Raw genomic sequence first — 20679 nt, 5'->3', positions numbered from 1 at the left:
TCAAGCGGAGACCAGGCCGTCGGCGGCGACGAAGCCCATGCGGTGGGCGGCGGACACAGTGGCGACGATGCGCGAGGGAGCACGGCTGCGCCTCGACTACTCGGCGCAGAGTCTGTGGAGCGTCGACCGGATGATCGAGGAGATACGGCGCGAGGGAGCGCCCTGGGCCGCCGTCGAGACGGTGCTGCGCGGCTTCGGCGCGTACGCGGGCGAGGTGATGGCGCGTCAGGCGGGCGCCGAGTGGTGGGCGAGCGGGGGCGACCACTGGGTCCGCACCCCCGACGGGCGCCTGTGGGACCCGATCGACGAGGCCCGCCGCGCCTACGCCGGGCACGGCTCGCTGCGGCTGCTGTGCCGGGACGCGGCCGGCGGCACGCCCCGGTCGTAGGCTGCCTGCCGCGGCGGCTCGCCCGCCCGGGCCGTGCTCCCGCCCGCCTCAGCGGCCGGAGACGCCGGGCGGGAACAGGTGGGGTGCGAACGGGTCCGTCTCGTCGGGGGCGGGCTCGGTGGGCTTGCCGGCGTTCCCGGCGAGGGTGCGGATCTGCGGCAGGTCGTCGTAGAGGTGCTGCCCGGGGCACTCGGTCGGGTAGCCGTCGCGGTGGCCGGAGATGCGGTGCATGGTGACCTTCTCGCCCAGCTTGTACTTGCCGTTGTTCGCCCCGGCGGTCAGCACCACCGTGCCCGTCGGGTCGATGCCGTACAGGCCGAGTTTCCAGGCCGCGACCTTGGCGACCGACTCCCGGACCGCGGCGTTCGCGGTCGTCGCGGAGTAGTCACCGAGCACCGAGACGCTGCTGGTGTCGGTGTTGAAGCCGTAGGCGTGCGCGCCGAGCACGGGCTTGTCGATGCCGCCGGCGCGGCCCTCGAAGACCGTGCCGCACTTGTCGACGAGGAAGTGGTAGCCGATGTCGTTCCAGCCGTTGCTCTTCACGTGGTACAGGAACACGCCGCGCACGATCGACGCCGACTCGGAGCAGGCGTAGTCGTTGGTGCCCGCCGTGTGGTGGACGAACATCGCCTTGGTGTCGCCGGTGTAGGTGGGCGGGTCCTTCACCAGGGACTCGTCGGCGCCCCAGGCGGAACGCGACGTGACGGCGGGACGGTCCGGGGCGAGCGGTCCGGCGGCCGGCGGCACGACACCGGGCTCCGGCGCGCCCGGTTCGGCCACGTCCGGCTCCACCACGTGCACCGCGTTCTCCGCTCCGCCGTCGGGGTCGACCAGTTCGACGCGCAGCCCCTCCGGCAGCCGCTCGCCCGAGACGCGCACCTGGACACCGTCCGACGGCCCGCTCCACAGCGGCTGGGTGCCGCCGCGCACCCCGGCCCGGGCGCGGTCGGGGCCCGTCTCGGGCATCCGCACATCGGTCTCCAGGGGCCGCCACGCGCTCCACGCGCCGCTGTCCCGCGCACGGGTGCGCACGTAGGCGGTGCCGTCCAGGACCTCGCGGGGGTCGTCCCAGGTGATGCCGAGCAGGCTGAACGGCTCCGTGGTGCGCGGGGCGAGGGAGCGCTCGCGCGGATCGCCGTCCGGCACGCGCACGGTGTGCACGCCGTCGGAGGAGGCGGCGAGGGCGGGGCGGGCCGGGCCGAGGGCGCCCAGGGCCAGGGCCGTGGCGACGGCGGTGCGCAGCAGAAGGCGTGTCATGGGGGCTCGTCTCCGGTCCACTTGCGGGGCGGCGGGATGTCCTGGACGTCATTCCCCCCTGCCGGGCCGTCCGTTCGCTCGCCGGGAGAAATCCGGCGAACGGAGGACGACCGGGGGCCACGTGCGCGGGCCCCTGTCCTCAGCCGGGTGTGCGGGGTGTCACGGCGTCAGGTCCCGCTCCGGCCGGGCGTCCGTCGGCGGGCCCGGCGTCGTCCTGCCGAAGACGACGGAAGCGGCGTACCCGGACCGGTGTCGGTGTCGGTGCTCGGTGCAGGTGCAGCCGGAGGTGCCGAGGGCGTCCCCGGAAGGCATCTGCCGTCGCCGGGGCGCCACTCACCCAGCGGCCGGTCATGGCCGGACATCACCCTCGGTCGTCGGGTCGTCGGGTCGTCGGGTCGTCGGGTCGTCGGGTGGTCGGTGGCGCGTGCGGCCCGTTCCGCTGTGACACTTCTCGGCGGCCCGGCGCTGATCAGCGTGGAGGACGTGGCACGGACGCGCCGCGCTCGGTACGGACGAGGACGGTTCTTGGGCCAGGGAGGGGAACCCCGGCGCGGGCAGGCGCACGACGGGGAACTGGGCGCGGCCGTCGCGCGGGCCCAGGAGGGGGACGAGGCGGCCTTCGCGGTCGCCTACCGGATCGTGCAGCCGGGCCTGCTCGGCTATCTGCGCGGTCTGGTCGGGGAGGACGCGGAGGACGTGGCGTCCGACGCCTGGCTGGAGATCGCCCGGGACCTCGGGCGGTTCAAGGGCGACGGGGCCGGTTTCCGGGGCTGGACGGCGACCATCGCCCGGCACCGGGCGCTGGACCACCTGCGCCGCCAGCGCGTACGGCCCCGGCCCTCCACGCTGGAACAGGACGTACTCGACCTGCCCGGGCCGCACAGCACCCACGACCAGGCGCTGGAGTCGCTGTCCACCGCGCACGCCCTGCGGCTGGTCGGCGGTCTGCCGCAGGACCAGGCCGAGGCCGTGCTGCTGCGGGTCGTGGTGGGCCTCGACGGTCCCGCCGCCGCCCGGGTCCTCGGCAAGCGGCCGGGGGCGGTGCGCACCGCGGCGTACCGGGGGCTGAAACGTCTCGCCGCCCAGCTGGGCGGCGAGGGTGTGACGGATGAGGCGCGCCGGACGCTGGGGGAGTCGACATGAACGACGTCGGCGGGCCGGGCGCAGCGGCCGGGGCGTCCGCCCTGAACAGGGCGGACGGACGAGACGTATGGAGGAGGCCCGGGACACCGGGCCGGTCGGCCGGGTCACGCGCACCCGGCGGACCGTGCGGTACGCGTGGATCGAGCAGGGACGGAACCGGACATGGGTGAACATCGAAGCGACGGCGGGCTGCCCGGCCGTCGACAGGTGCACCCCGCGCACCCCCACCCGGCCGTACCGAACGGCGGCGACCGACCCACCGGCCACGACGGGCTCACCGGCCACGACCGGGTGACCGGCCAAGACCGGTCCACCGGCCAAGACCGGGCGACCGGCTCCGACCGGTCCGTCGGCCATGACCGGCCGACCGGGCCCGACTGCCCCGCCGGCCACGACCGGTCCACCGGCCAAGGCGGGGCGACTGGTTCCGACCGGTCCGTCGGCCAAGGCGGGGCGACTGGCTCCGACCGGTCCGTCGGCCATGACCGGCCGACCGGGCCCGACTGCCCCGCCGGCCACGACCGGTCCACCGGCCAAGACCGGGCGACCGGCTCCGACCGGTCCGTCGGCCAAGGCTGGGCGACCGGCTCCGACCGGCCTGTCGGCTCCGACCGGTCCGTCGGCCATGACCGGTCCACCGGCCGAGGCCGGTTCGCCGGTGTCGATCGGACCGTCGGACTCGGGGGCCCCGGTCGGTCCGGTTCCGCAGTGCTGCGGGAGGCCGAGCTGGAGGTTCTGCTTGCCGCCGTCCTCATCCATGACGGCATCGACGCCGAGGCCGAGCAGCGGGCCGTCGCCGCGTTCCGGGCCGCCCGCCGGGCCGGCGCCCGGGCACGCACCCGCCGCCGGGACGACTGGCGGCTCCGGGAGCGCCGGCTTCCGGGCCGTTCGCTGAAGGCCACGCTCTCCGTGCTGCTCGCCAGTCTCACGCTGGGCGGTGTCGCCGTGGCGGCGATCGGCTCGGTGGCGTCCACGGACGAACCCGGGGAACGGGGCCGGCCGCCGGTCTCCACCCGCGCCCCCGGGCCCTCCGCCGGAGGCGTCACCGAGGACCCGGCCGGGTCCGGCTCCGCGCGCCCGGACCACCCCGGCACCGCCGGGGACGTCGAGGCGCACTGCCGTGCCTACGAGCAGGTCGGCGGCCGGGGCAAGGCCCTGGGTGCGACGGCCTGGCAGCGTCTCGTCGAGGCCGCGGGCGGTGAGAGGAAGGTCACGGCCTACTGCGCCGAGCAGGAGGCCCGGGCCGAGAAGCAGACCGACGGCACCACCGCACCCGGCAAGGACGAAGGCACCCCCGGCGCAGGCAACGCCGGTGCCGGCCGCGGCGGCTCCGCGAACGCGGGCGACGGCCCGGGCGGCGACGGCCGTGGCACGGGCTCCCAGGAGGGTGACCCGGGCGCCGCGAACAGCGGCTCGGATGGGAACGGCTCGGGCGCCCGCGACGGCGCGGAGGACACCACGGGCCACGGTTCCTCCGGAGGCCAGGGCAAGCCCGCCCAGCCCAACGACCGTCGCCCGTAGGTGAGTTCATCCGCGCGATCCACAGCGTCCTGTCCAAGGGCCTGGTCACGCCGCGTGGGTGGCCGTCCGTACGCCGGGGTGCCCGTACGTGGCCCTGGAGTGTCCGTCCGCCGCTTCGCGGAGACCTGTCGCGCACGCTCGGCCCGCCGGTCCGGCCCCGCCATGGCAACGGCCGGGGCCGCCACCCCCCACAGGAGAGGCCCCGGCCGTCGCGCGGCACGGGCCGCGCGGCGGCCCGTACTTCCTACAGCGCCCGGTGTGCGTTTTCTGTCACACCCCTGCGTGTCACGGCTTAGTTGCATCTCGGGGGGACATGGACGGGGAGTGGTTTCAGGTCGTAACGTGCCTTTCGCGCCACACCGGAGGCAGCAAGACCACCGCAACCACCTGCGGGCTTGTGAACCGCAATGATCAACGAGGAACGACGACGGCGAGAACCCGGGCCGCGAGAGCGGCGCCGGATCAGGCGCAGAAGGGCACGCGGTGCTGGGGGACGACGCGGAGCTGACCGCCGCGGTGCGTGCGGCACAGGACGGGGATGAAACCGCGTTCCGTACTGTGTACCGCGCCGTGCACCCGCGGTTGCTCGGATACGTACGGACGCTCGTCGGCGACCCCGACGCCGAGGACGTGACGTCCGAGGCGTGGCTGCAGATAGCCCGGGACCTGGAGCGGTTCACCGGCGACGCGGACCGGTTCCGCGGCTGGGCCGCCCGGATCGCCCGCAACCGCGCCCTGGACCACATACGCATGCGCGGGCGGCGGCCCGCCATCGGCGGCGACGAGACGGAGCTGACCGGCCGCGCCGCCGAGTGCGACACCGCCGGCGAGGCCATCGAGGCGCTCGCCACCGACGGCACGTTCTCCCTGATCTCCCGGCTGCCGCAGGACCAGGCCGAAGCGGTCGTGCTGCGCGTGGTCGTGGGGCTCGACGCCAAGACCGCCGCCGAGACGCTCGGCAAGCGCCCGGGCGCGGTCCGCACGGCGGCGCACCGGGGCCTGAAGCGGCTCGCCGAGCTGCTGGGCGACAATCCTCAGGCCGATCCGGAATCGGCCGGGGTGCTCGACGCCCTGCCGCCCCAGCGAGAACCGCGTGGCGGTGCGGTGACGTCCGCAGGTGTGACGCACAGCGTTGCGCGGACGCAGAAGGATGTGTGATGGCCGACGAGCAGTACAGGTGGCTGGACCGCGAAACGGCGGAGCGTTTGCTGAGCGGAGAGCCACCGGAGGCTGTCGACGGCGCCCACCGCGGCGAGGCCGAACGGCTCGCCAGGACACTCGGCGCGCTGTCCGCGCCACCCCCTCCGACCAGCGAGGAACTCCCCGGTGAGGCCGCCGCGGTGGCCGCTTTCCGCAAGGCCCGCGAGGAACGCGCCGACGCCGCGGACACCTTCACCACCCCCCACGGACCTGCCGCCGGGCAGACCGCCGACGCCGGGCTGGTCCGGATCGGCACCGCGCGCGGCAGCGGCCGGAGTGTGCTCCGGCGCTCCCGCCGGCTCCGTCCCGCCGGTCTGGCGCTGGCCGCCTCGCTGACCGTCGGCATGGTCGGCGGAGTGGCCGCCGTGGCCGGAACCGGAGTCCTCGGGACGCCGTTCGGCGGCGACGGGTCCGGCCCCGGCGCCTCCGTGTCGGCCTCCGTCACCCCGCCCGAGCGCCCCCTCGTCTCGCCCTCGCCGACCGACGCCGGGCCGGGCGGGGCGGCTCCCGGCGACGACGCCCCGAACAGCGCCGCGACGGGCGGTACCGGTGACGCCGGAGGGGAGGGGACCCACGAGGACACCGCCGGGAAGCCCGGCACCGGCGCGGACCGCCCCGAGGGCCACGAGGAGATCACCGAGGCCTGCCGCGACCTGCGCGCCGGCAAGCGGCTGGACGACGACCGCAGGCGCGCCCTGCGGGACGCGGCGGACGGCATGCGCGTGTGGAAGTACTGCAAGGGCGTCCTGGCCCTGGGCGGCTCCGGCGGGCGGGACGACGAGGGCAAGGGCAAGGACAAGAACGAGGGCAAGTCCAAGGGCCACGGCCAGGGCGGGCACAAGTACCGGGACCGCGACACTGACCCCGACCCCGACCGGGGTCACGGGTCCGGCCGCGAGCAGGACGCGGCGGAGCGCAAGGCGGAGCGGAAGGCCGAGCGCGAGGCGGAACGGAAGGCCGGGCGGAAGGCCGGGAAGCGCGCCGGGGCGAAGCAGGCCGACACCGAGGTCCACGCGGACAGCGACCGCGCCGGGCCCTCCGCACCTCTGCGACCTGCGGTTTCGTACTCCGTCAAAATCGTCTGGCCGAGGGTGTGACGTTTTCGGCCGCCCCGGCGCAGTAATGAGTGAGCCGACTGGTCATCGGCCGTCGCACGGAGCCGGGGTTCCCCCCGTACCTACGGCTCGTGCACCTGAGCGCGGGCGGGACACGTTCCCCCGGTCCCGCCCGCGCCCCACTCCTCTCCTCGCGTCTCACCAGGACACGACGACCTTGTCGCCGTTGCGCACCTGCGCGTACAGGTTCGCGATCGCCGCCTCGTCCCGGACGTTGACGCAGCCGTGCGAGGCGCCCGCGTAGCCCCGGGCCGCGAAGTCCGCCGAGAAGTGCACGGCCTGGCCGCCGCTGAAGAACATGGCGTACGGCATGGGGGAGTCGTAGAGCGTCGAGACGTGGTCGCGGGACTTCCAGTAGACGGAGAAGACGCCCTCCCGTGTCGGCGTGTACTCCGAGCCGAAGCGGACGGCCATCGTCGACAGGGTGCGTCCGTCGACCATCCAGCGCAGCGTCCTGCTGGTCTTGTCGATGCACAGCACCCGGCCGCCGAGACAGCGCGGGTCCGGCGGATCGGCCGGCTGGCCACCCATCAGGTACAGCTCCCAGCGGCCCGGCTCGCGGGTCATCCCCACCAGCCGCTCCCAGGTGACGGTGTCGGTCCGCCCGGTGCGCGGCAGCCCGCGCTTGCCCTGGAAGCCGCTCACCGCCCGCTCCGTCGCCCCGTCGTAGGTCCCCGTCGGCCCGTCGAACAGCCAGGCGACCTGCCGCAGCCGCGCCTGGAGCTCGCGGACGTCCCGGCCCGTGGAGCCACGCGACCACAGCACGCGCGGCGCGGCCCGGGGCGTGTCACCGGAGGGCGGGGCGGTGCCCGGCCGGTCCTGGCCGTCGCCGGCGGGACTGCGCGCGGGTGACGGCGTGCCGTCGGGCAGCTCGATGCGCACCGGTGAGCGGCCCTTCCCGTCGCCGTCGGGGGTCTGCACGGTGCAGCCGGTCAGCGCGACCAGCACGGCGACCGCCGCCGCTGTCGCTCTCCCCATGCCCGTAGTACGCACACGGCCCCCCGTCGTCTCACCGGCCCGCCCGGATGTCACCTGAGATGTTCCCCGGGCGTGACCCGCCGCGAACCAGAGGGCATGGTGGTGAGCGAGGTCACTGCTTCCGGGAGGCATCGCACCATGGCGCGTGAGTCGGAGTCGGGACTGCCGATCGAGCCGGTGTACGGGCCGCGGGCCCTGGACGGCTGGGATCCGGCGGAGAAGCTGGGGGAGCCCGGGGCGTACCCGTACACGCGGGGGGTGTACCCGACGATGTACACGGGCCGCCCGTGGACGATGCGTCAGTACGCCGGTTTCGGCACGGCGAGCGAGTCCAACGCCCGGTACCGGCAGCTGATCGCGCACGGCACGACGGGGCTGTCGGTCGCTTTCGACCTGCCCACGCAGATGGGCCACGACTCCGACGCCCCGCTCGCGCACGGCGAGGTCGGCAAGGTGGGGGTGGCGATCGACTCGGTCGAGGACATGCGGGTGCTGTTCGACCGGATCCCGCTGGAGCAGGTGTCCACGTCGATGACGATCAACGCCCCGGCGGCGGTGCTGCTCCTGCTGTACCAGCTGGTCGCGGAGGAACAGGGCGCCAGGCCCGAGCAGCTGACGGGCACCATCCAGAACGACGTGCTGAAGGAGTACATCGCCCGCGGCACCTACATCTTCCCGCCCAAGCCGTCCCTGCGGCTGACCGCGGACATCTTCCAGTACTGCAAGGCGCGGCTGCCGCGGTGGAACACGATCTCCATCTCGGGCTACCACATGGCCGAAGCGGGTGCCTCGCCCGCGCAGGAGATCGCCTTCACGCTGGCCAACGGCATCGAGTACGTGCGCACGGCGGTGGCGGCGGGGATGGACGTGGACGACTTCGCGCCGCGTCTGTCGTTCTTCTTCGTCGCGCGCACCACGCTGCTGGAGGAGGTCGCCAAGTTCCGCGCCGCGCGCCGGATCTGGGCGCGGGTGATGCGCGAGGAGTTCGGCGCACGCGACCCCAAGTCGCTGATGCTGCGCTTCCACACCCAGACCGCCGGGGTGCAGCTGACGGCCCAGCAGCCGGAGGTGAACCTGGTCCGGGTCTCCGTCCAGGCGCTGGCGGCGGTGCTGGGCGGCACGCAGTCGCTGCACACCAACTCCTTCGACGAGGCCATCGCCCTGCCCACCGACACCTCCGCCCGGCTGGCCCTGCGCACGCAGCAGGTCCTGGCGCACGAAACGGACGTCACGGCCACCGTCGATCCCTTCGCGGGTTCGTACGCGGTGGAACGGATGACCGACGACGTGGAGGAGGCGGCCGTCGGTCTCATGGCCCGGGTGGAGGACCTGGGCGGGGCGGTCGAGGCCATCGAACGCGGTTTCCAGAAGGGCGAGATCGAGCGCAACGCCTATCGCATCGCCCAGGAGACCGATTCCGGTGAGCGGGTCGTGGTCGGGGTCAACCGCTTCCGGCTCGACGAGGAGGAGCCCTACGAGCCGCTGCGGGTCGACCCGGCCATCGAGGCCCGGCAGGTCGAACGCCTGGCCGCCCTGCGCGCCCGGCGCGACCAGACGGCCGTCGGCACCGCCCTCACCGCCCTGAAGAAGGCCGCCGAGGGAGACGACAACGTCCTGTACCCGATGCGGGAGGCGCTGAGGGCCCGGGCGACGGTGGGCGAGGTCTGCAACGCCCTGCGCGAGGTGTGGGGGGTGTACGTCCCGTCGGACGCCTTCTGACGGATGGGCAGCGGAGGAGAGCCCGGTCCGGACTCCGGGCCTCCGTGCGACACTCCCTTCCATGTTCGGTGTCATCGATCTGCCCACCTACCTGGCGGGCCTCGTGCTGATCATCCTGCTGCCCGGTCCCAACTCGCTGTACGTGCTGTCCGTGGCCGCCCGTCGTGGCGTACGCGCCGGGTACACCGCCGCCGCGGGCGTGTGGTGCGGGGACACGGTGCTCATGACGCTGTCCGCGGCCGGGGTCGCCTCGCTGCTGCAGGCGAACGCCGTGCTGTTCGCCCTCGTCAAGTACGCGGGGGCCGGCTATCTCACCTGGCTGGCGATCGGCATGCTGCGGGCCGCCTGGGGCATGTGGCGCACGCGCGGGGAGCGCGGCGCCTCCCATGAGCCCGCCGCGCCCGCCGAGGAGCGGCCCTTCCGGCGTGCCTTCGTCGTCAGCCTGTTCAACCCGAAGGCGATCCTGTTCTTCGTCGCCTTCTTCGTGCAGTTCGTGGACCCGGCGTACGCCTACCCGGCCCTGTCCTTCGTCGTCCTGGGCGTCCTCGCCCAGCTCGCCAGCGTGCTGTACCTCAGCGCGCTGATCTTCGGCGGCACCCGGCTGGCCGCGGCCTTCCGCCGCCGCCGGCGCCTGTCGGCCGGGGCGACGTCGGCGGCCGGCGCGCTGTTCCTGGGCTTCGCGGTGAAGCTGTCGCTGGCGAGTTCCTGAACCCGAGCCGGCCTCGTCAGCCGAGGCCGGGGAGGCCGGCGAGGCCGAAGCGGGCCAGGTGGCCGGGGAGCCCGGCCGCCGTGTCGCCCGCCCAGGCGAGGTAGCCGTCGGGGCGGACGAGGTACACGCCCGGCGCGTACGGGCCGGGCGCGGGCCCCCGCACGACACGGATCCGCGCGCCGGGGTCCGGGACGGCCGGTGCCGTGTCGCCCAGGGCCAGCAGCGTCCAGTGCGGGCCGCGGAAGGCGTCGAAGAGCCGGACGCCCGCCACCCGCCCGTCGGGTGCGCGGTCGCCCGCGCGCAGCGGGCCCGGGTCGGTCCGGGTCTCGCGGGTCAGCGAGGACTCCCGGTAGCCGAGGCCGAGCTGACGGGTCGCGTCGCCGCGCCGGACCTCGCCGCGGTGCACGCGCGTGGACAGCCCGAGCATCTCCGCGGCGACGGGCCGCCGCTCCTCCTCGTAGGAGTCGAGCAGGTCCGCCGCCGCGCCGTCCCGCAGGACCGCGCCCAGTTTCCAGCCCAGGTTGTAGGCGTCCTGGACGCTGGTGTTGAGGCCCTGGCCGCCGGCCGGGGAGTGCACGTGGGCCGCGTCGCCGGTGAGGAAGACCCGGCCGGAGCGGAAGCGGTCCGCGAGGGCCGCCCGGGGGCGGAAGTCCGAGGCCCAGCACAGTTCCGTCACGGCCTCCGGCGCGAGATGGGTGCGGGCGGCGACGACCTTGCGGATCCCCTCCAGGGAGAGGTCCGGGACCGTCCCGTCCGTGAACTGCGCCGTGAGCTGGAAGTCCTGCGTGCCGGCCAGCGGGCAGAGCGCGAGGAAGCCGTCCCGGCCGGGCGGGAAGAGGTGCCAGTGCTCGCGGTCCAGGCCGCTGACGCGGACGTCCGCCACCAGCGTCGGGTTCGGGTCGACGGTCTCGCCCGTCATGCCGATGCCCAGCAGCCGGCGCACGGTCGAGCGGCCGCCGTCCGCGGCGACGACGTACCGGGCGGTGACGGCCCCGCCGGAGGCGAACTCCGCACGGACCCCCTCCTCGTCCTGCGCCAGCCCGACGACCTCCCGGCCGAAGGCGACCCGCCCGCCCAGCTCCTCCAGCCGGTCCCGCAGGATCTCCTGCGTGCGCCACTGCGGCACCATCCACGGCTCGTCGTACGGGGCGCCCTCGCTCGGCTCGGCCGGGTCGAACATCCGGTGCTCGCCCGCGCGCCTGCCGTCCTGCCAGATCATCCCCACCGGGTAGGTGCCGCCCGCGGCGCGGACGGCGCCGAGCACGCCCAGATCGTCGAAGACCTCCATGGTGCGCGGCTGCAGCCCCTTGCCCCGGGAGCCGGGGAACAGCGCCTCGGCCCGCTCCACGACCAGCGCGGCCACGCCCCGCCGGGCGAGATCGATGCCGAGCGCCAGCCCGGCCGGGCCCGCGCCCACCACCAGTACGTCCGTGTCCATACGCCCACCACTCCTTAACGCTGTTAAGTGCCGCCGTGTCCACGAGCGTGGCCTTAACGGTGTTAAGTTGTCAAGCGTGACGACGGAACGACGCGCGCCCCTGGACCGCCGCCGGGTCGCGGACACCGCGCTGCGGCTGCTGAACGAGGTGGGCCTGGACGGACTGACCCTGCGCGCCATCGCCCGGGAACTGGACGTGAAGGCGCCCGCCCTCTACTGGCACTTCAAGGACAAGCAGGCGCTGCTCGACGAGATGGCGACGGAGATGTACCGCCGGATGGTCGCCGGGACCGCGCTCGACCCCGCCGACGGCTGGCGGGAGCGGCTGCTGAAGGCGAACCGCGGACTGCGCACGGCGCTGCTCGGCTACCGCGACGGCGCGAAGGTCTTCAGCGGCTCACGCTTCACCGGCGTCGAGCACGCCGCGCAGATGGAGGACAACCTGCGCCTGCTCACGGCCGCCGGTCTCACGCTCCCGCAGGCCGCCCGGGCGCTCAACACGACCTACCTGTACACGCTCGGCTTCGTCACCGAGGAGCAGGGCGTCCACCCCCTGCCGGGGGAGCGCCGCGAGGGCTACGACATGGACGAACGCGCCCGCCTCATGGCCGACTTCCCGCTGTCGGCCCGGGCGGGCGCGGAGATCTTCGAGGACTACGGCCGGCACTACGAGGAAGGGCTGGCCCTCGTGATCGACGGGATCGCGGCGCGCTACGGCGTCTCATGACACCACGGCGCCCCGGGACACCCCGGTGCCTCAGGCCCTGCTCGCGCGCACCCGCCGTACGGCCCGGGTGAGGACGGGCGGCAGCAGGTCCTTGGCGAGCCGGCGGGCCCGGGACGGGGCGGGCCGGGCCGGGCGCGCGGCACGGGGCTCGGCGGTCTCGGCGCGGGCCGGCGCCGGGACCGGGGCCACATAGTGCCGGGAGGTCGGGAAGGGCGGCGGCTTCATGCCCCGGGAGCGGGTGCGGATCAGCCGGTGCCCGGCCGCCTCCTGCACGCTCAGCCCCACGTCCGTGCGCTGCCGCAGCATCTCCAGCAGGTCCTCCTGGACCGGCTCGGGGTCGCCCCAGGTGCCGTACAGCTTCTGCGTGCTGAGGCAGACCGGCCGCAGCCCGCGGTTGAGGACGGCCTCCCAGGCGGCGACCGAGACGCCCGGCGTGTGCTCGGAGCGGAAGTCGTCGAGGACCACGATGCCGTCGGGGAGCAGGATGTCGTGGGCCGCGCCGATGTCGCCGTGCACGTGCTCGTACAGGTGCGAGGCGTCGATGTGGACGAAGCGGCAGGTGTCCGGGGCCACCTTCTCGGAGACCACCGAGCTGGGGGCGGCGATCACCGTCGGCAGGGTGTCGTGGAAGGAGAGGTAGTTCCGCTCGAAGGCCTGGCGGGTCAGCGAGGAGTACGACTTCGCCGCCTCCGCCTGGTTGGCGCCGTCCGGCGCCTCGCCCTCGAACAGGTCGCAGACCGTGAACGTCTCGCCGGGCCGCAGGTGATGGCCGAGCAGGATCGCGCTCTTGCCCAGGTAGACGCCCAGTTCCAGCAGGTCGCCGTGGGTCCCCTGCTTCTGCTGCCGCTCCAGGAACCAGGTGAAGAGCATCTGGTCCAGTGGCGGGAACCAGCCCGGGACGTCCGCAAGTTCGCCGGGGTGTTTGTCGGTCACTTGTGCGTTGGTCATGAGACGCGCCTTCTCTGTGAGCGTTGCCCGAACCGACGGGGGGTCGAACGGCCCGTGAACAGCTCAGCCGGCCCTGGCCAGCAGCTCCCGCAGCCGTGGTGTCAGCGGCTTCTCCACATACTTGTGCAGCAACCACGCCAGCAGCAGCATTGACGCCACCGTCAGCGGGAAAGTCACCGCCGACGTCAGCCCCAGACCGCGGTGCAGGGCGTGGATCACCACCCAGCCCAGATGCTCGTGGACCAGGTAGAACGGATACGTCAGCGCGCCCGCCACCGTCAGCCAGCGCCAGTTCGCCCGGTGCAGCCGGCCCAGCGCGATCGCCGCGACCGCCACGAAGCCGAAGGTGACGACGAGCACGATGCCGAGCGAGGAGCGGTACGAGAAGCCGCCCGCGTCGGGCGCGTGCCACAGGTCCTGCACCGCGTAGTGCTGCCCGAGCAGCCAGCTGACGGCGACGATGCCCCAGCCGTGGACGTCCCGCCGGTCGAGGTGGACGAGGTAGAGGCCGACACCGCCGATGAAGAAGGGGGCGTACTCCGGCATCAGGACGATGTCGAGCAGCGGCATGTGCGCGTTGTCGGCGATGACCGCGGCCAGCGTCCAGCCCGCGCAGAACAGGACGACCCGGCGCCGGGTGGCCCCGGGCAGCACGACACACAGCGCGAACAACGCGTAGAAGCGGACCTCCGCCCACAGCGTCCAGCACACCCCGAGCACCCGGTCCGCGCCGAGCGGCATCTGCAGCATCGTGAGGTTGACCAGCGCGTCGCTCGGCGAGACCGCCCGGTAGGCGACGACCGGCAGCGCGAAGACGGCCGTGACGAGCAGGACCGCCACCCAGTAGGCGGGCAGCAGCCGGGAGGCCCGGGAGGCGAAGAACGACTTCAGCGGCCGGCCCCAGCCGCTCATGCAGATCACGAATCCGCTGATCACGAAGAACACCTGGACGCCGAGGCAGCCGTAGGCGAACCACTCGTGCAGCGTGGGGAACTGCAGCTTCGGTGAGGAGCCCCACGCCTCGGCGACCTCACCGTCGCGCCCGCCGTAGTGGTACGCCGCGACCATCAGCGCGGCCAGCAGCCGCAGGCCGTCGAGGGCGCGCAGCCGCCCCGCGGACTTCTTCTCCCGGCGCCGTGGGACGGTCGTGGCGCCCGGGGATTCGACCGGCACGACGAGGCCGGGCCGGGGCTTACGGGTGCTGACGACCGTCTCGGTCACGCTCACAACCTCTGTGTGGCTCGTATGTCCTTTACCTGAGCCGCCTGTGGGCGGGCAGGGCGCCTGTCACCCTAGGACGAGAGTTGACGGAATTACGTTCGATGGCGACAGGCTTCGCCTGCCGGTTTCCATGGGTTCATCTGGATGTCGCCGTAACCGGCCTGCGGACACACCTTCTTCAGCGGCGCACCGCCTTGTTGCGCAGCGCCCGCGCCCGCCGCACCACGCGGCGCGCCGTGGAATTGCGGGGCAGGAACGCGAGCCGCTGGGGAATTCCCCCGGGCAGTCCGAGCGAGGTGAGGCGGCGCTTCTTGAAGTAGCGGCGGGTGCGCGGACCGAGATGCCGGGCGAGGAACTGCTCGGCCTGTTCGCGCAGCTCCGGATAGATCTGCGGCTGCATGGTGAACCCGACGGCGGTGAGCAGGCCGGGCAGGCGCTCGGCCGGCAGGACGTCGCCCTCCGTGCCGCTGTCCAGGCCGGGCAGCAGCGCGTCCGCCAGCGTGGTCGGGACGCGGTTGCTGTTCTGGTAGGGCGTCAGCCGCTCCAGCAGCAGTTCGGTGCCGATCCGGGCGACGGGCAGGTCGTAGAAGGCCGACGCCGTGAACAGGGCGGTGGAGAAGCAGCCGACGACCAGGGCCGGCCGGGCGCGGTCGAAGAGGACCTCGGCGAGGACGGGCGTGTCCAGCACGGTGAGGTCGACGCCGAGCTTCTCGGCCTCGGTCTCCAGGGCGCGGCTGTAGCGGGCCGGGGCGGTCGGGTGGGGCTTGAAGACGACCGTGCGGTGGCCGCGGGCGACGGCGCCCCGCATCATCCGCACGTGCAGGTCCTCCTCCTCCTCGGGGGAGAGGATGTTCAGCGCCGACAGGTACTGGCCGAGCAGCAGCGCCGAGTCACCGGGCAGGGCGGGCAGTTCGGGCACGGTCTCGGTGACCTCGCCCAGCACCTTCAGGAACGCGGGCGTCGGCACCAGGTGGGCCGGCACGCCGAACTCGGTCAGCAGCATGGGCGTGAGCCCCGGCACCAGGTCCAGGTGGAGCAGCCGGCGCACGCGGGTGCCGACCAGCGGGTCGAGCTTGTTGCGCGTGGGGCCGTAGCTCATCAGGCCGTCGGCGTAGACGTCGACGGGGGCGTCGGTGAACAGCTGGGCCACCGTGAGCGCGGGCGCCACCTGGATCGACTCCAGGACCAGGCTGACGTGGTCGTCGCCGAGGTTCCACAGCATCCGCAGATAGCGCTCGAAGAGCGGGATGTCGTCGGCGCGCGGCGTCCAGGCTCCCGGGTGGAAGGGGCGGATGGCCTCGTTCCAGGACAGCACGTCGTCGAAGTGCTCGCGCAGTGGGGCGAAGCCCGGCATCTCGTCGAGCGCCGGGGTGGTCTCCGGCGTCGCGGAGTTGTTGAACACCAGCAGCACCCGGCGGTCCGGCTCCTCGAAGAGGTCGGAGTCGATCGCGGCGGCCAGGGTGGCGACGCCGTACAGCGTCGAGGCGCAGAAGATCTGAGTGGTTCCGGGCATCAGGCTGCCGCTCCCGTCGTGGTCACCCGGCGGCGCAGCCGCCGCAGCTTGGACGCGCGGTCCATGTCCATGGCCTCCAGGGCGTCGGCGAGCGCGTCCTGCGGCATCCGCTTGATGGCCGCCGCGCTCATCGACCGCAGTTGCCTGGCCACGGCCGGTTCGAACCTGTCCTCGTTGGAGAGGTGGTGGGCGATGATCGCGCAGTAGGTGCGCACCGCCTTGGGCAGCAGCCGGTCCGCCTCCCGGTCCGCGGCCGTCTCCTCGATCACCTGGTCGAAGGCGCGGATGAAGTCGAGCTGGCGGACGTCGCCGATCTGGGTCAGGGACGAGGCCACCCCGCGCCGGTAGAACACGCCCAGCAGGCTGACCACCGCGAACGACTCCGCCTCCCGGTGCAGCTTCCAGATCCACGGCCGGTCCTCGGCCGTGCGCAGCCCGTCCGTGAAGTGGAGCACGCCCTTGTCGACCAGGCGGCGGTGGTAGGCGCCGGCCCAGGCGTAGGCGTAGTCCACCGACGTGGAGCGGTGCGCCGGGAGGATCGCCTCGCGCGGGTCGAACGCCTCCCAGCGGCGGCCGACCGGGACCCGGTGCACCGAGCGGGCCCGGGCGGTGGCCTGCACATGGTCGGTGCGCACGAAGTCGCACCCCAACCGGTCCATGGCGGACACCAGTTCGGTGAGATAGCCGGGGGCCAGCCAGTCGTCACCGTCCAGGAACGTCAGGTACTCGCCCTGCGCCGCGTCCAGGCCGGTGTTGCGGGCGGTGGCGAGGCCGCCGTTCTTCTCGTGTCGGATGCAACGCACCTGCGCGACATCCGAGAGCTCCTCGGCCGCCCGTTCGAGAATGGCCGGGGTTTCATCCTTCGAATGGTCGTCGACCAGGATGAACTCGAAATCGCGGTCGGCGTTCAGCCGAAGGCTTCTGAGGGTGTCCGGGGCATATTGCTGCACGTTGTAGAACGGCACGATCACGGAAAGCTTAGGCACCCGCAGAACGTTAGGAGCCCGGCCGGCAGCTGAACTTTCCGGTGAACGTACACCGGGTGAACTCCATGTGTCAGAACGGTGCACCGCGTGTACTTCCCGCTTTCCGGCGGGCCAGTTCGGCTCGCGGTGGGGTGTTGTTAACTTTTCGTTGAGTCGCGGTTCCGCCATACCTAGGATTCGCTTCCTAGCGTCATCGACGTGCCAGCAAGTACACCGAAGCGCCCGCGCATCGCGGTCCTCGCGGACTCCGACACCCGATGGAAATGGGGTGCGCTGACCGCGCACCGCATCGCCCCGGGACCGTCCATGGAAGCCGGAGCGCGCGAGGGCGCGCAAGTCGGCCCCGCCCTCGACGGATTCCTGCTGCGCGGCCGGGCCACGCCCACCCCGCGCCAGCTCCAGGAAGTGGGCGTGCGCGCCGACTCGCTCCGCGAGGTCACCGCGGTCGAGTTCCTGCGCGTCATGACCGAGGAGTCCTACGACGTCCTCGTGCTGTCCCTGGTGGGCGGCGGTGTACAGGCCATGCTGCACGGCCTCAAGCGGGCCTGGGAAGGCCGCACTTCACGCCCCGTCGTCGTCACCGGCTACGTCGGCGTCGTCTACGAGAAGCTCGCCGACGGCCTGCTCCTGCGGCACGGCGCCGACCTCGTCCTCGCCAACTCCCGCCAGGACGCGGACCGTTTCCGGGCCGTGTACGAAGGGGTCGGCGCCGACGCCTCCGCGGTGACGGAGGTGGCCCTGCCGTTTCTCGGAGGCGCCTCGTACGACGGTGAACACGACCCGTACACGGTCGTCTTCGCCGCCCAGCCCTCGGTCCCCGAGAGCCGCAAGGACCGCACGTACCTGCTGAACCGGCTGGTGCAGCACGCCCGCCGGCACCCCGAGCGCGAGGTGCTGCTGAAGCTGCGCTCCAAGCCGGGCGAGCACACCACCCACATCGAGGAACTGCCGTACCAGAAGCTGGTGCAGCGCCTCGACCCGCCGGCCAACTTCCGCCTGGTCTACGGCAACATGGGCGAGGTCCTCGACCGGACCGACCTGCTGGTCACGGTCAGTTCCACGGCCGCCCTGGAGTCGCTGCACCGCCGCATCCCCACGGTCGTCCTCACCGACCTGGGCGTGCGCGAGTCGCTCGGCAACCACCACTTCGTGGGCTCCGGCTGCCTCGCCTCCTGGGACCAGCTCGACGCCGGGCACCGGCCGGCACCCGACGAGGAGTGGGTCTCCCGGCAGGGCGTCGCCGCCGACGGCACCTACGACTCGGCCTTCGACGCGGCCCGCGAACGGATCGCCGAACTGCTCGACCGGCCCGGCGGCCTGCCCCCGCTGACCCCGTACTACACCCCCGCCACCGCGCCCGGCTATCTGCCCGGGATCCTCGCCCGCCACCACCTCGGCCCCGACGGCACGCCGCTGCCCGGCGCGCCCGCCGCCGACAAGGAGCCCGGACCGGTCCGGCAGATCGTGCGCCGGGCGGCGCGCGGCGCCTACCGGCACGGCGTGCAGCGCGTGGCGCCCGTCATCCGGCGGATGGGGGAGCTGTGAGCCGCCCCGAGACCCCTGCCCAAGGAGTAGAGCCCATGTCCCGACCGGAAGCCGGCCGAGGCGCCTCCGTGCGCCGCGTGCTGGCGGTGATCCCCGCACGCGGCGGCTCCAAGGGCGTGCCCGCGAAGAACCTCCTGCCCGTCGGCGGCGTGCCGCTGGTGGCGCGCGCGGTCCGCGAGTGCCGCGCCGCCCGGCTCGTGACCGACGTCGTGGTCTCCACCGACGACCAGGCCATCGCGGCCGCCGCCCGCCAGGCCGGCGCCGAGGTCGTGCTGCGCCCGGCCGCCATCGCCGGCGACACCGCCACCTCCGAGGCCGCCGTCCTGCACGCCATGGACGCCCACGAGGCCCTGCACGGGGCGCCGGTGGACGTGGTCCTGCTCGTGCAGTGCACCAGCCCGTTCCTCGTCCGCGAGGACATCGACGGGGTCGTCGCCGCGATCGCCGAGAACGGCGCCGACACCGCCGTCACCGTCGCGCCCTTCCACGGGTTCATCTGGCGCGACGCCGATGCCGTCGAGGACATCGCCGTCGCCGGTTCCGTCGCGGAGTCCGCCGCCGCGGTGGGCGGCGGCTACGGCGTCAACCACGACAAGTCCTTCCGGCCCCGCCGCCAGGACCGCCCCCAGGACCTGCTGGAGACCGGCGCCGCCTACGCCATGGAGGCGACCGGCTTCCGCGAGCACCGGCACCGCTTCTTCGGCCGCACCGAACTGGTCCGCACGGACCCGGCGCGCGTGCTGGAGATCGACGACCCGCACGACCTCGCCCGCGCCCGGGCCCTCGCGCCGCTGTTCGACGCGGACCGGCCCGGCGCCCTCCCGACCGCCGACGACATCGACGCGGTCGTCCTCGACTTCGACGGCACCCAGACCGACGACCGGGTGCTCGTCGACTCCGACGGACGGGAGTTCGTCTCCGTGCACCGCGGGGACGGACTCGGCATCGCGGCCCTCCGCAGGAGCGGCCTGAGGATGCTGATCCTGTCCACGGAACAGAACCCTGTGGTCGCCGCCCGGGCTCGGAAGCTCAAGCTTCCGGTGCTGCACGGCATCGACCGCAAGGACCTCGCGCTGAAGCAGTGGTGCGAGGAGCAGGGCATCGCGCCGGAGCGCGTGCTCTACGTCGGCAACGACGTCAATGACCTCCCGTGCTTCGCCCTCGTCGGCTGGCCCGTGGCGGTCGCGAGCGCCCACGACGTCGTGCGCGGCGCCGCACGCGCGGTCACCACCGTCCCCGGTGGCGACGGCGCGATCCGAGAGATCGCCAGCTGGATCCTCGGCCCCTCTCTCGATTCCCTCACCAAGTAAGGACATCTCCTGCCATGAGCACCAACTCCCGTATCCGCCAGTTCGGTTCGCGCGAGGTCGGCCCGGGCCGTCCGGTCTACGTCTGCGGTGAGATCGGCATCAACCACAACGGCGAGCTGGAGAACGCCTTCAAGCTGATCGACGCCGCCGCCGAGGCCGGCTGCGACGCCGTCAAGTTCCAGAAGCGCACGCCGGAGATCTGCACCCCGCGCGACCAGTGGGACATCGAGCGCGACACCCCGTGGGGCCGGATGACCTACATCGACTACCGCCACCGCGTGGAGTTCGGTGAGGACGAGTACCGCGCCATCGACGACTACTGCAAGTCGAAGAACATCGACTGGTTCGCCTCCCCGTGGGACACCGAGGCCGTCGCCTTCCTGGAGAAGTTCGACGTCCCCGCCCACAAGGTCGCCTCCGCCTCCCTCACCGACGACGAGCTGCTGCGCGCCCTGCGCGCCACCGGCCGCGCGGTGATCCTGTCCACCGGCATGTCGACGCCGAAGCAGATCCGCCACGCGGTGGAGGTCCTCGGCTCGGACAACATCCTGATGTGCCACGCCACGTCGACCTACCCGGCCAAGGCCGAGGAGCTCAACCTGCGCGTGATCAACACCCTGCAGCAGGAGTACCCGAACGTCCCGATCGGCTACTCCGGCCACGAGACCGGCCTGCAGACCACCCTCGCCGCGGTCGCCCTCGGCGCCACCTTCGTCGAGCGTCACATCACCCTCGACCGCGCCATGTGGGGCTCGGACCAGGCCGCCTCCGTCGAGCCGCAGGGCCTGACCCGCCTCGTCCGCGACATCCGCACCATCGAGGCCTCCCTCGGCGACGGCGTCAAGAAGGTCTACGAGTCCGAGCTGGGCCCGATGAAGAAGCTGCGCCGCGTCGCCGGCGTGGTCGCCGAGGCGGAGATCGCCGACGCTGCGGGCGAGCCGGTCGGCGTCTGAGCGCACCA

The 20679-nt window shown here is 73.3% G+C and carries 18 protein-coding genes; 11 read left to right on the top strand and 7 right to left on the bottom strand.

Annotated elements, in window-relative coordinates; all coding sequences use genetic code 11:
* Nucleotides 1–37: 37 nt before the first annotated feature.
* Complete coding sequence (locus tag ACIGAQ_RS18080) at nucleotides 38–388, top strand: hypothetical protein (RefSeq protein ID WP_394814209.1); 351 nt, start codon at nucleotides 38–40, stop codon at nucleotides 386–388.
* Between the two features lie 48 nt (nucleotides 389–436).
* Here ACIGAQ_RS18080 and ACIGAQ_RS18075 read toward each other — a convergent pair whose 3' ends face one another.
* Nucleotides 437–1645 (bottom strand): N-acetylmuramoyl-L-alanine amidase, encoded by a 1209-nt coding sequence (locus ACIGAQ_RS18075; protein WP_362277276.1) that lies wholly within the window; start codon nucleotides 1643–1645, stop codon nucleotides 437–439.
* A 525-nt stretch (nucleotides 1646–2170) separates the two neighbouring features.
* On the opposite strand from ACIGAQ_RS18075, the gene ACIGAQ_RS18070 reads away from it, so the two are divergent.
* From ACIGAQ_RS18070 to ACIGAQ_RS18055, 4 genes are all read left to right on the top strand, one after another.
* Nucleotides 2171–2788: an RNA polymerase sigma factor gene (locus ACIGAQ_RS18070; protein ID WP_311680083.1), complete on the top strand. Its 618-nt coding sequence runs from the start codon at nucleotides 2171–2173 to the stop codon at nucleotides 2786–2788.
* A gap of 708 nt (nucleotides 2789–3496) precedes the next feature.
* Entirely contained in the window at nucleotides 3497–4309 is an 813-nt protein-coding gene (locus tag ACIGAQ_RS18065) for a hypothetical protein (RefSeq protein ID WP_399783862.1), read from the top strand.
* 483 nt (nucleotides 4310–4792) lie between these two features.
* A complete protein-coding gene (locus tag ACIGAQ_RS18060) occupies nucleotides 4793–5467 on the top strand; it encodes an RNA polymerase sigma factor (RefSeq protein WP_311680079.1) in 675 nt (224 codons plus the stop codon).
* Nucleotides 5467–6606 (top strand): hypothetical protein, encoded by a 1140-nt coding sequence (locus ACIGAQ_RS18055; protein WP_399783859.1) that lies wholly within the window; start codon nucleotides 5467–5469, stop codon nucleotides 6604–6606. The genes ACIGAQ_RS18060 and ACIGAQ_RS18055 overlap by 1 nt, the downstream gene beginning before the upstream one ends.
* A gap of 156 nt (nucleotides 6607–6762) precedes the next feature.
* Here the strand turns inward: ACIGAQ_RS18055 and ACIGAQ_RS18050 are convergent, their stop codons facing one another.
* Nucleotides 6763–7602: a L,D-transpeptidase family protein gene (locus tag ACIGAQ_RS18050; protein WP_399783856.1), complete on the bottom strand. Its 840-nt coding sequence runs from the start codon at nucleotides 7600–7602 to the stop codon at nucleotides 6763–6765.
* Between the two features lie 138 nt (nucleotides 7603–7740).
* Between ACIGAQ_RS18050 and ACIGAQ_RS18045 the strand changes: the two genes are divergently transcribed.
* The gene (locus tag ACIGAQ_RS18045) at nucleotides 7741–9321 is read left to right on the top strand and encodes a methylmalonyl-CoA mutase family protein (protein ID WP_362277291.1); all 1581 of its coding nucleotides are present in this window, start codon (nucleotides 7741–7743) and stop codon (nucleotides 9319–9321) included.
* 61 nt (nucleotides 9322–9382) lie between these two features.
* Nucleotides 9383–10030: a leucine efflux protein LeuE gene (gene leuE, locus ACIGAQ_RS18040; RefSeq protein ID WP_362277294.1), complete on the top strand. Its 648-nt coding sequence runs from the start codon at nucleotides 9383–9385 to the stop codon at nucleotides 10028–10030.
* A 16-nt stretch (nucleotides 10031–10046) separates the two neighbouring features.
* On the opposite strand, the gene ACIGAQ_RS18035 is transcribed toward leuE, so the two are convergent.
* Nucleotides 10047–11468 (bottom strand): FAD-dependent oxidoreductase, encoded by a 1422-nt coding sequence (locus ACIGAQ_RS18035; RefSeq protein WP_399783851.1) that lies wholly within the window; start codon nucleotides 11466–11468, stop codon nucleotides 10047–10049.
* Between the two features lie 76 nt (nucleotides 11469–11544).
* Between ACIGAQ_RS18035 and ACIGAQ_RS18030 the strand changes: the two genes are divergently transcribed.
* Nucleotides 11545–12195 (top strand): TetR/AcrR family transcriptional regulator, encoded by a 651-nt coding sequence (locus tag ACIGAQ_RS18030; RefSeq protein WP_311680067.1) that lies wholly within the window; start codon nucleotides 11545–11547, stop codon nucleotides 12193–12195.
* Nucleotides 12196–12225: 30 nt separating this feature from the next.
* On the opposite strand, the gene ACIGAQ_RS18025 is transcribed toward ACIGAQ_RS18030, so the two are convergent.
* From ACIGAQ_RS18025 to ACIGAQ_RS18010, 4 genes are all read right to left on the bottom strand, one after another.
* Nucleotides 12226–13143, bottom strand: coding sequence for a class I SAM-dependent methyltransferase (locus tag ACIGAQ_RS18025; RefSeq protein ID WP_399783848.1), 918 nt, complete (start codon nucleotides 13141–13143; stop codon nucleotides 12226–12228).
* A gap of 63 nt (nucleotides 13144–13206) precedes the next feature.
* Entirely contained in the window at nucleotides 13207–14364 is a 1158-nt protein-coding gene (locus ACIGAQ_RS18020) for an acyltransferase (protein ID WP_311680063.1), read from the bottom strand.
* A gap of 178 nt (nucleotides 14365–14542) precedes the next feature.
* Nucleotides 14543–15877 carry an alpha-2,8-polysialyltransferase family protein gene (locus ACIGAQ_RS18015; protein ID WP_362277304.1) on the bottom strand — a complete coding sequence of 445 codons (1335 nt, stop codon included), beginning with the start codon at nucleotides 15875–15877 and terminating at the stop codon, nucleotides 14543–14545.
* Nucleotides 15877–16863 (bottom strand): glycosyltransferase family 2 protein, encoded by a 987-nt coding sequence (locus tag ACIGAQ_RS18010; protein ID WP_399783845.1) that lies wholly within the window; start codon nucleotides 16861–16863, stop codon nucleotides 15877–15879. Before ACIGAQ_RS18010 ends, ACIGAQ_RS18015 begins: the two co-directional genes overlap by 1 nt.
* 198 nt (nucleotides 16864–17061) lie before the next feature.
* Between ACIGAQ_RS18010 and ACIGAQ_RS18005 the strand changes: the two genes are divergently transcribed.
* From ACIGAQ_RS18005 to ACIGAQ_RS17995, 3 genes are read left to right on the top strand one after another with little or no spacing between them, the layout of a single operon-like run.
* Nucleotides 17062–18408 carry a DUF6716 putative glycosyltransferase gene (locus ACIGAQ_RS18005; protein WP_399783842.1) on the top strand — a complete coding sequence of 449 codons (1347 nt, stop codon included), beginning with the start codon at nucleotides 17062–17064 and terminating at the stop codon, nucleotides 18406–18408.
* A 35-nt stretch (nucleotides 18409–18443) separates the two neighbouring features.
* Complete coding sequence (locus ACIGAQ_RS18000) at nucleotides 18444–19718, top strand: N-acylneuraminate cytidylyltransferase (protein ID WP_362277308.1); 1275 nt, start codon at nucleotides 18444–18446, stop codon at nucleotides 19716–19718.
* A gap of 14 nt (nucleotides 19719–19732) precedes the next feature.
* Nucleotides 19733–20671 (top strand): N-acetylneuraminate synthase family protein, encoded by a 939-nt coding sequence (locus tag ACIGAQ_RS17995; protein ID WP_311680053.1) that lies wholly within the window; start codon nucleotides 19733–19735, stop codon nucleotides 20669–20671.
* The last annotated feature ends 8 nt before the right edge of the window (nucleotides 20672–20679 follow it).

The organism is Streptomyces sp. NPDC085932 (genome assembly GCF_044540525.1).
GTDB classification, from domain to species: Bacteria; Actinomycetota; Actinomycetes; order Streptomycetales; family Streptomycetaceae; genus Streptomyces; species Streptomyces levis.
This window is presented reverse-complemented; position numbering and strand designations above follow the sequence as displayed.

Excerpts from the sequence above, each read along its gene's own strand:
- ACIGAQ_RS18080 (WP_394814209.1), top strand. The coding sequence starts at position 38 with ATGCGGTGGGCGGCGGACACAGTGGCGACGATGCGCGAGGGAGCACGG.
- ACIGAQ_RS18075 (WP_362277276.1), bottom strand. The coding sequence starts at position 1,645 with ATGACACGCCTTCTGCTGCGCACCGCCGTCGCCACGGCCCTGGCCCTG.
- ACIGAQ_RS18055 (WP_399783859.1), top strand. The coding sequence starts at position 5,467 with ATGGCCGACGAGCAGTACAGGTGGCTGGACCGCGAAACGGCGGAGCGT.
- ACIGAQ_RS18050 (WP_399783856.1), bottom strand. The coding sequence starts at position 7,602 with ATGGGGAGAGCGACAGCGGCGGCGGTCGCCGTGCTGGTCGCGCTGACC.
- ACIGAQ_RS18045 (WP_362277291.1), top strand. The coding sequence starts at position 7,741 with ATGGCGCGTGAGTCGGAGTCGGGACTGCCGATCGAGCCGGTGTACGGG.
- leuE (WP_362277294.1), top strand. The coding sequence starts at position 9,383 with ATGTTCGGTGTCATCGATCTGCCCACCTACCTGGCGGGCCTCGTGCTG.
- ACIGAQ_RS18035 (WP_399783851.1), bottom strand. The coding sequence starts at position 11,468 with ATGGACACGGACGTACTGGTGGTGGGCGCGGGCCCGGCCGGGCTGGCG.
- ACIGAQ_RS18025 (WP_399783848.1), bottom strand. The coding sequence starts at position 13,143 with ATGACCAACGCACAAGTGACCGACAAACACCCCGGCGAACTTGCGGAC.
- ACIGAQ_RS18015 (WP_362277304.1), bottom strand. The coding sequence starts at position 15,877 with ATGCCCGGAACCACTCAGATCTTCTGCGCCTCGACGCTGTACGGCGTC.
- ACIGAQ_RS18000 (WP_362277308.1), top strand. The coding sequence starts at position 18,444 with ATGTCCCGACCGGAAGCCGGCCGAGGCGCCTCCGTGCGCCGCGTGCTG.
- ACIGAQ_RS17995 (WP_311680053.1), top strand. The coding sequence starts at position 19,733 with ATGAGCACCAACTCCCGTATCCGCCAGTTCGGTTCGCGCGAGGTCGGC.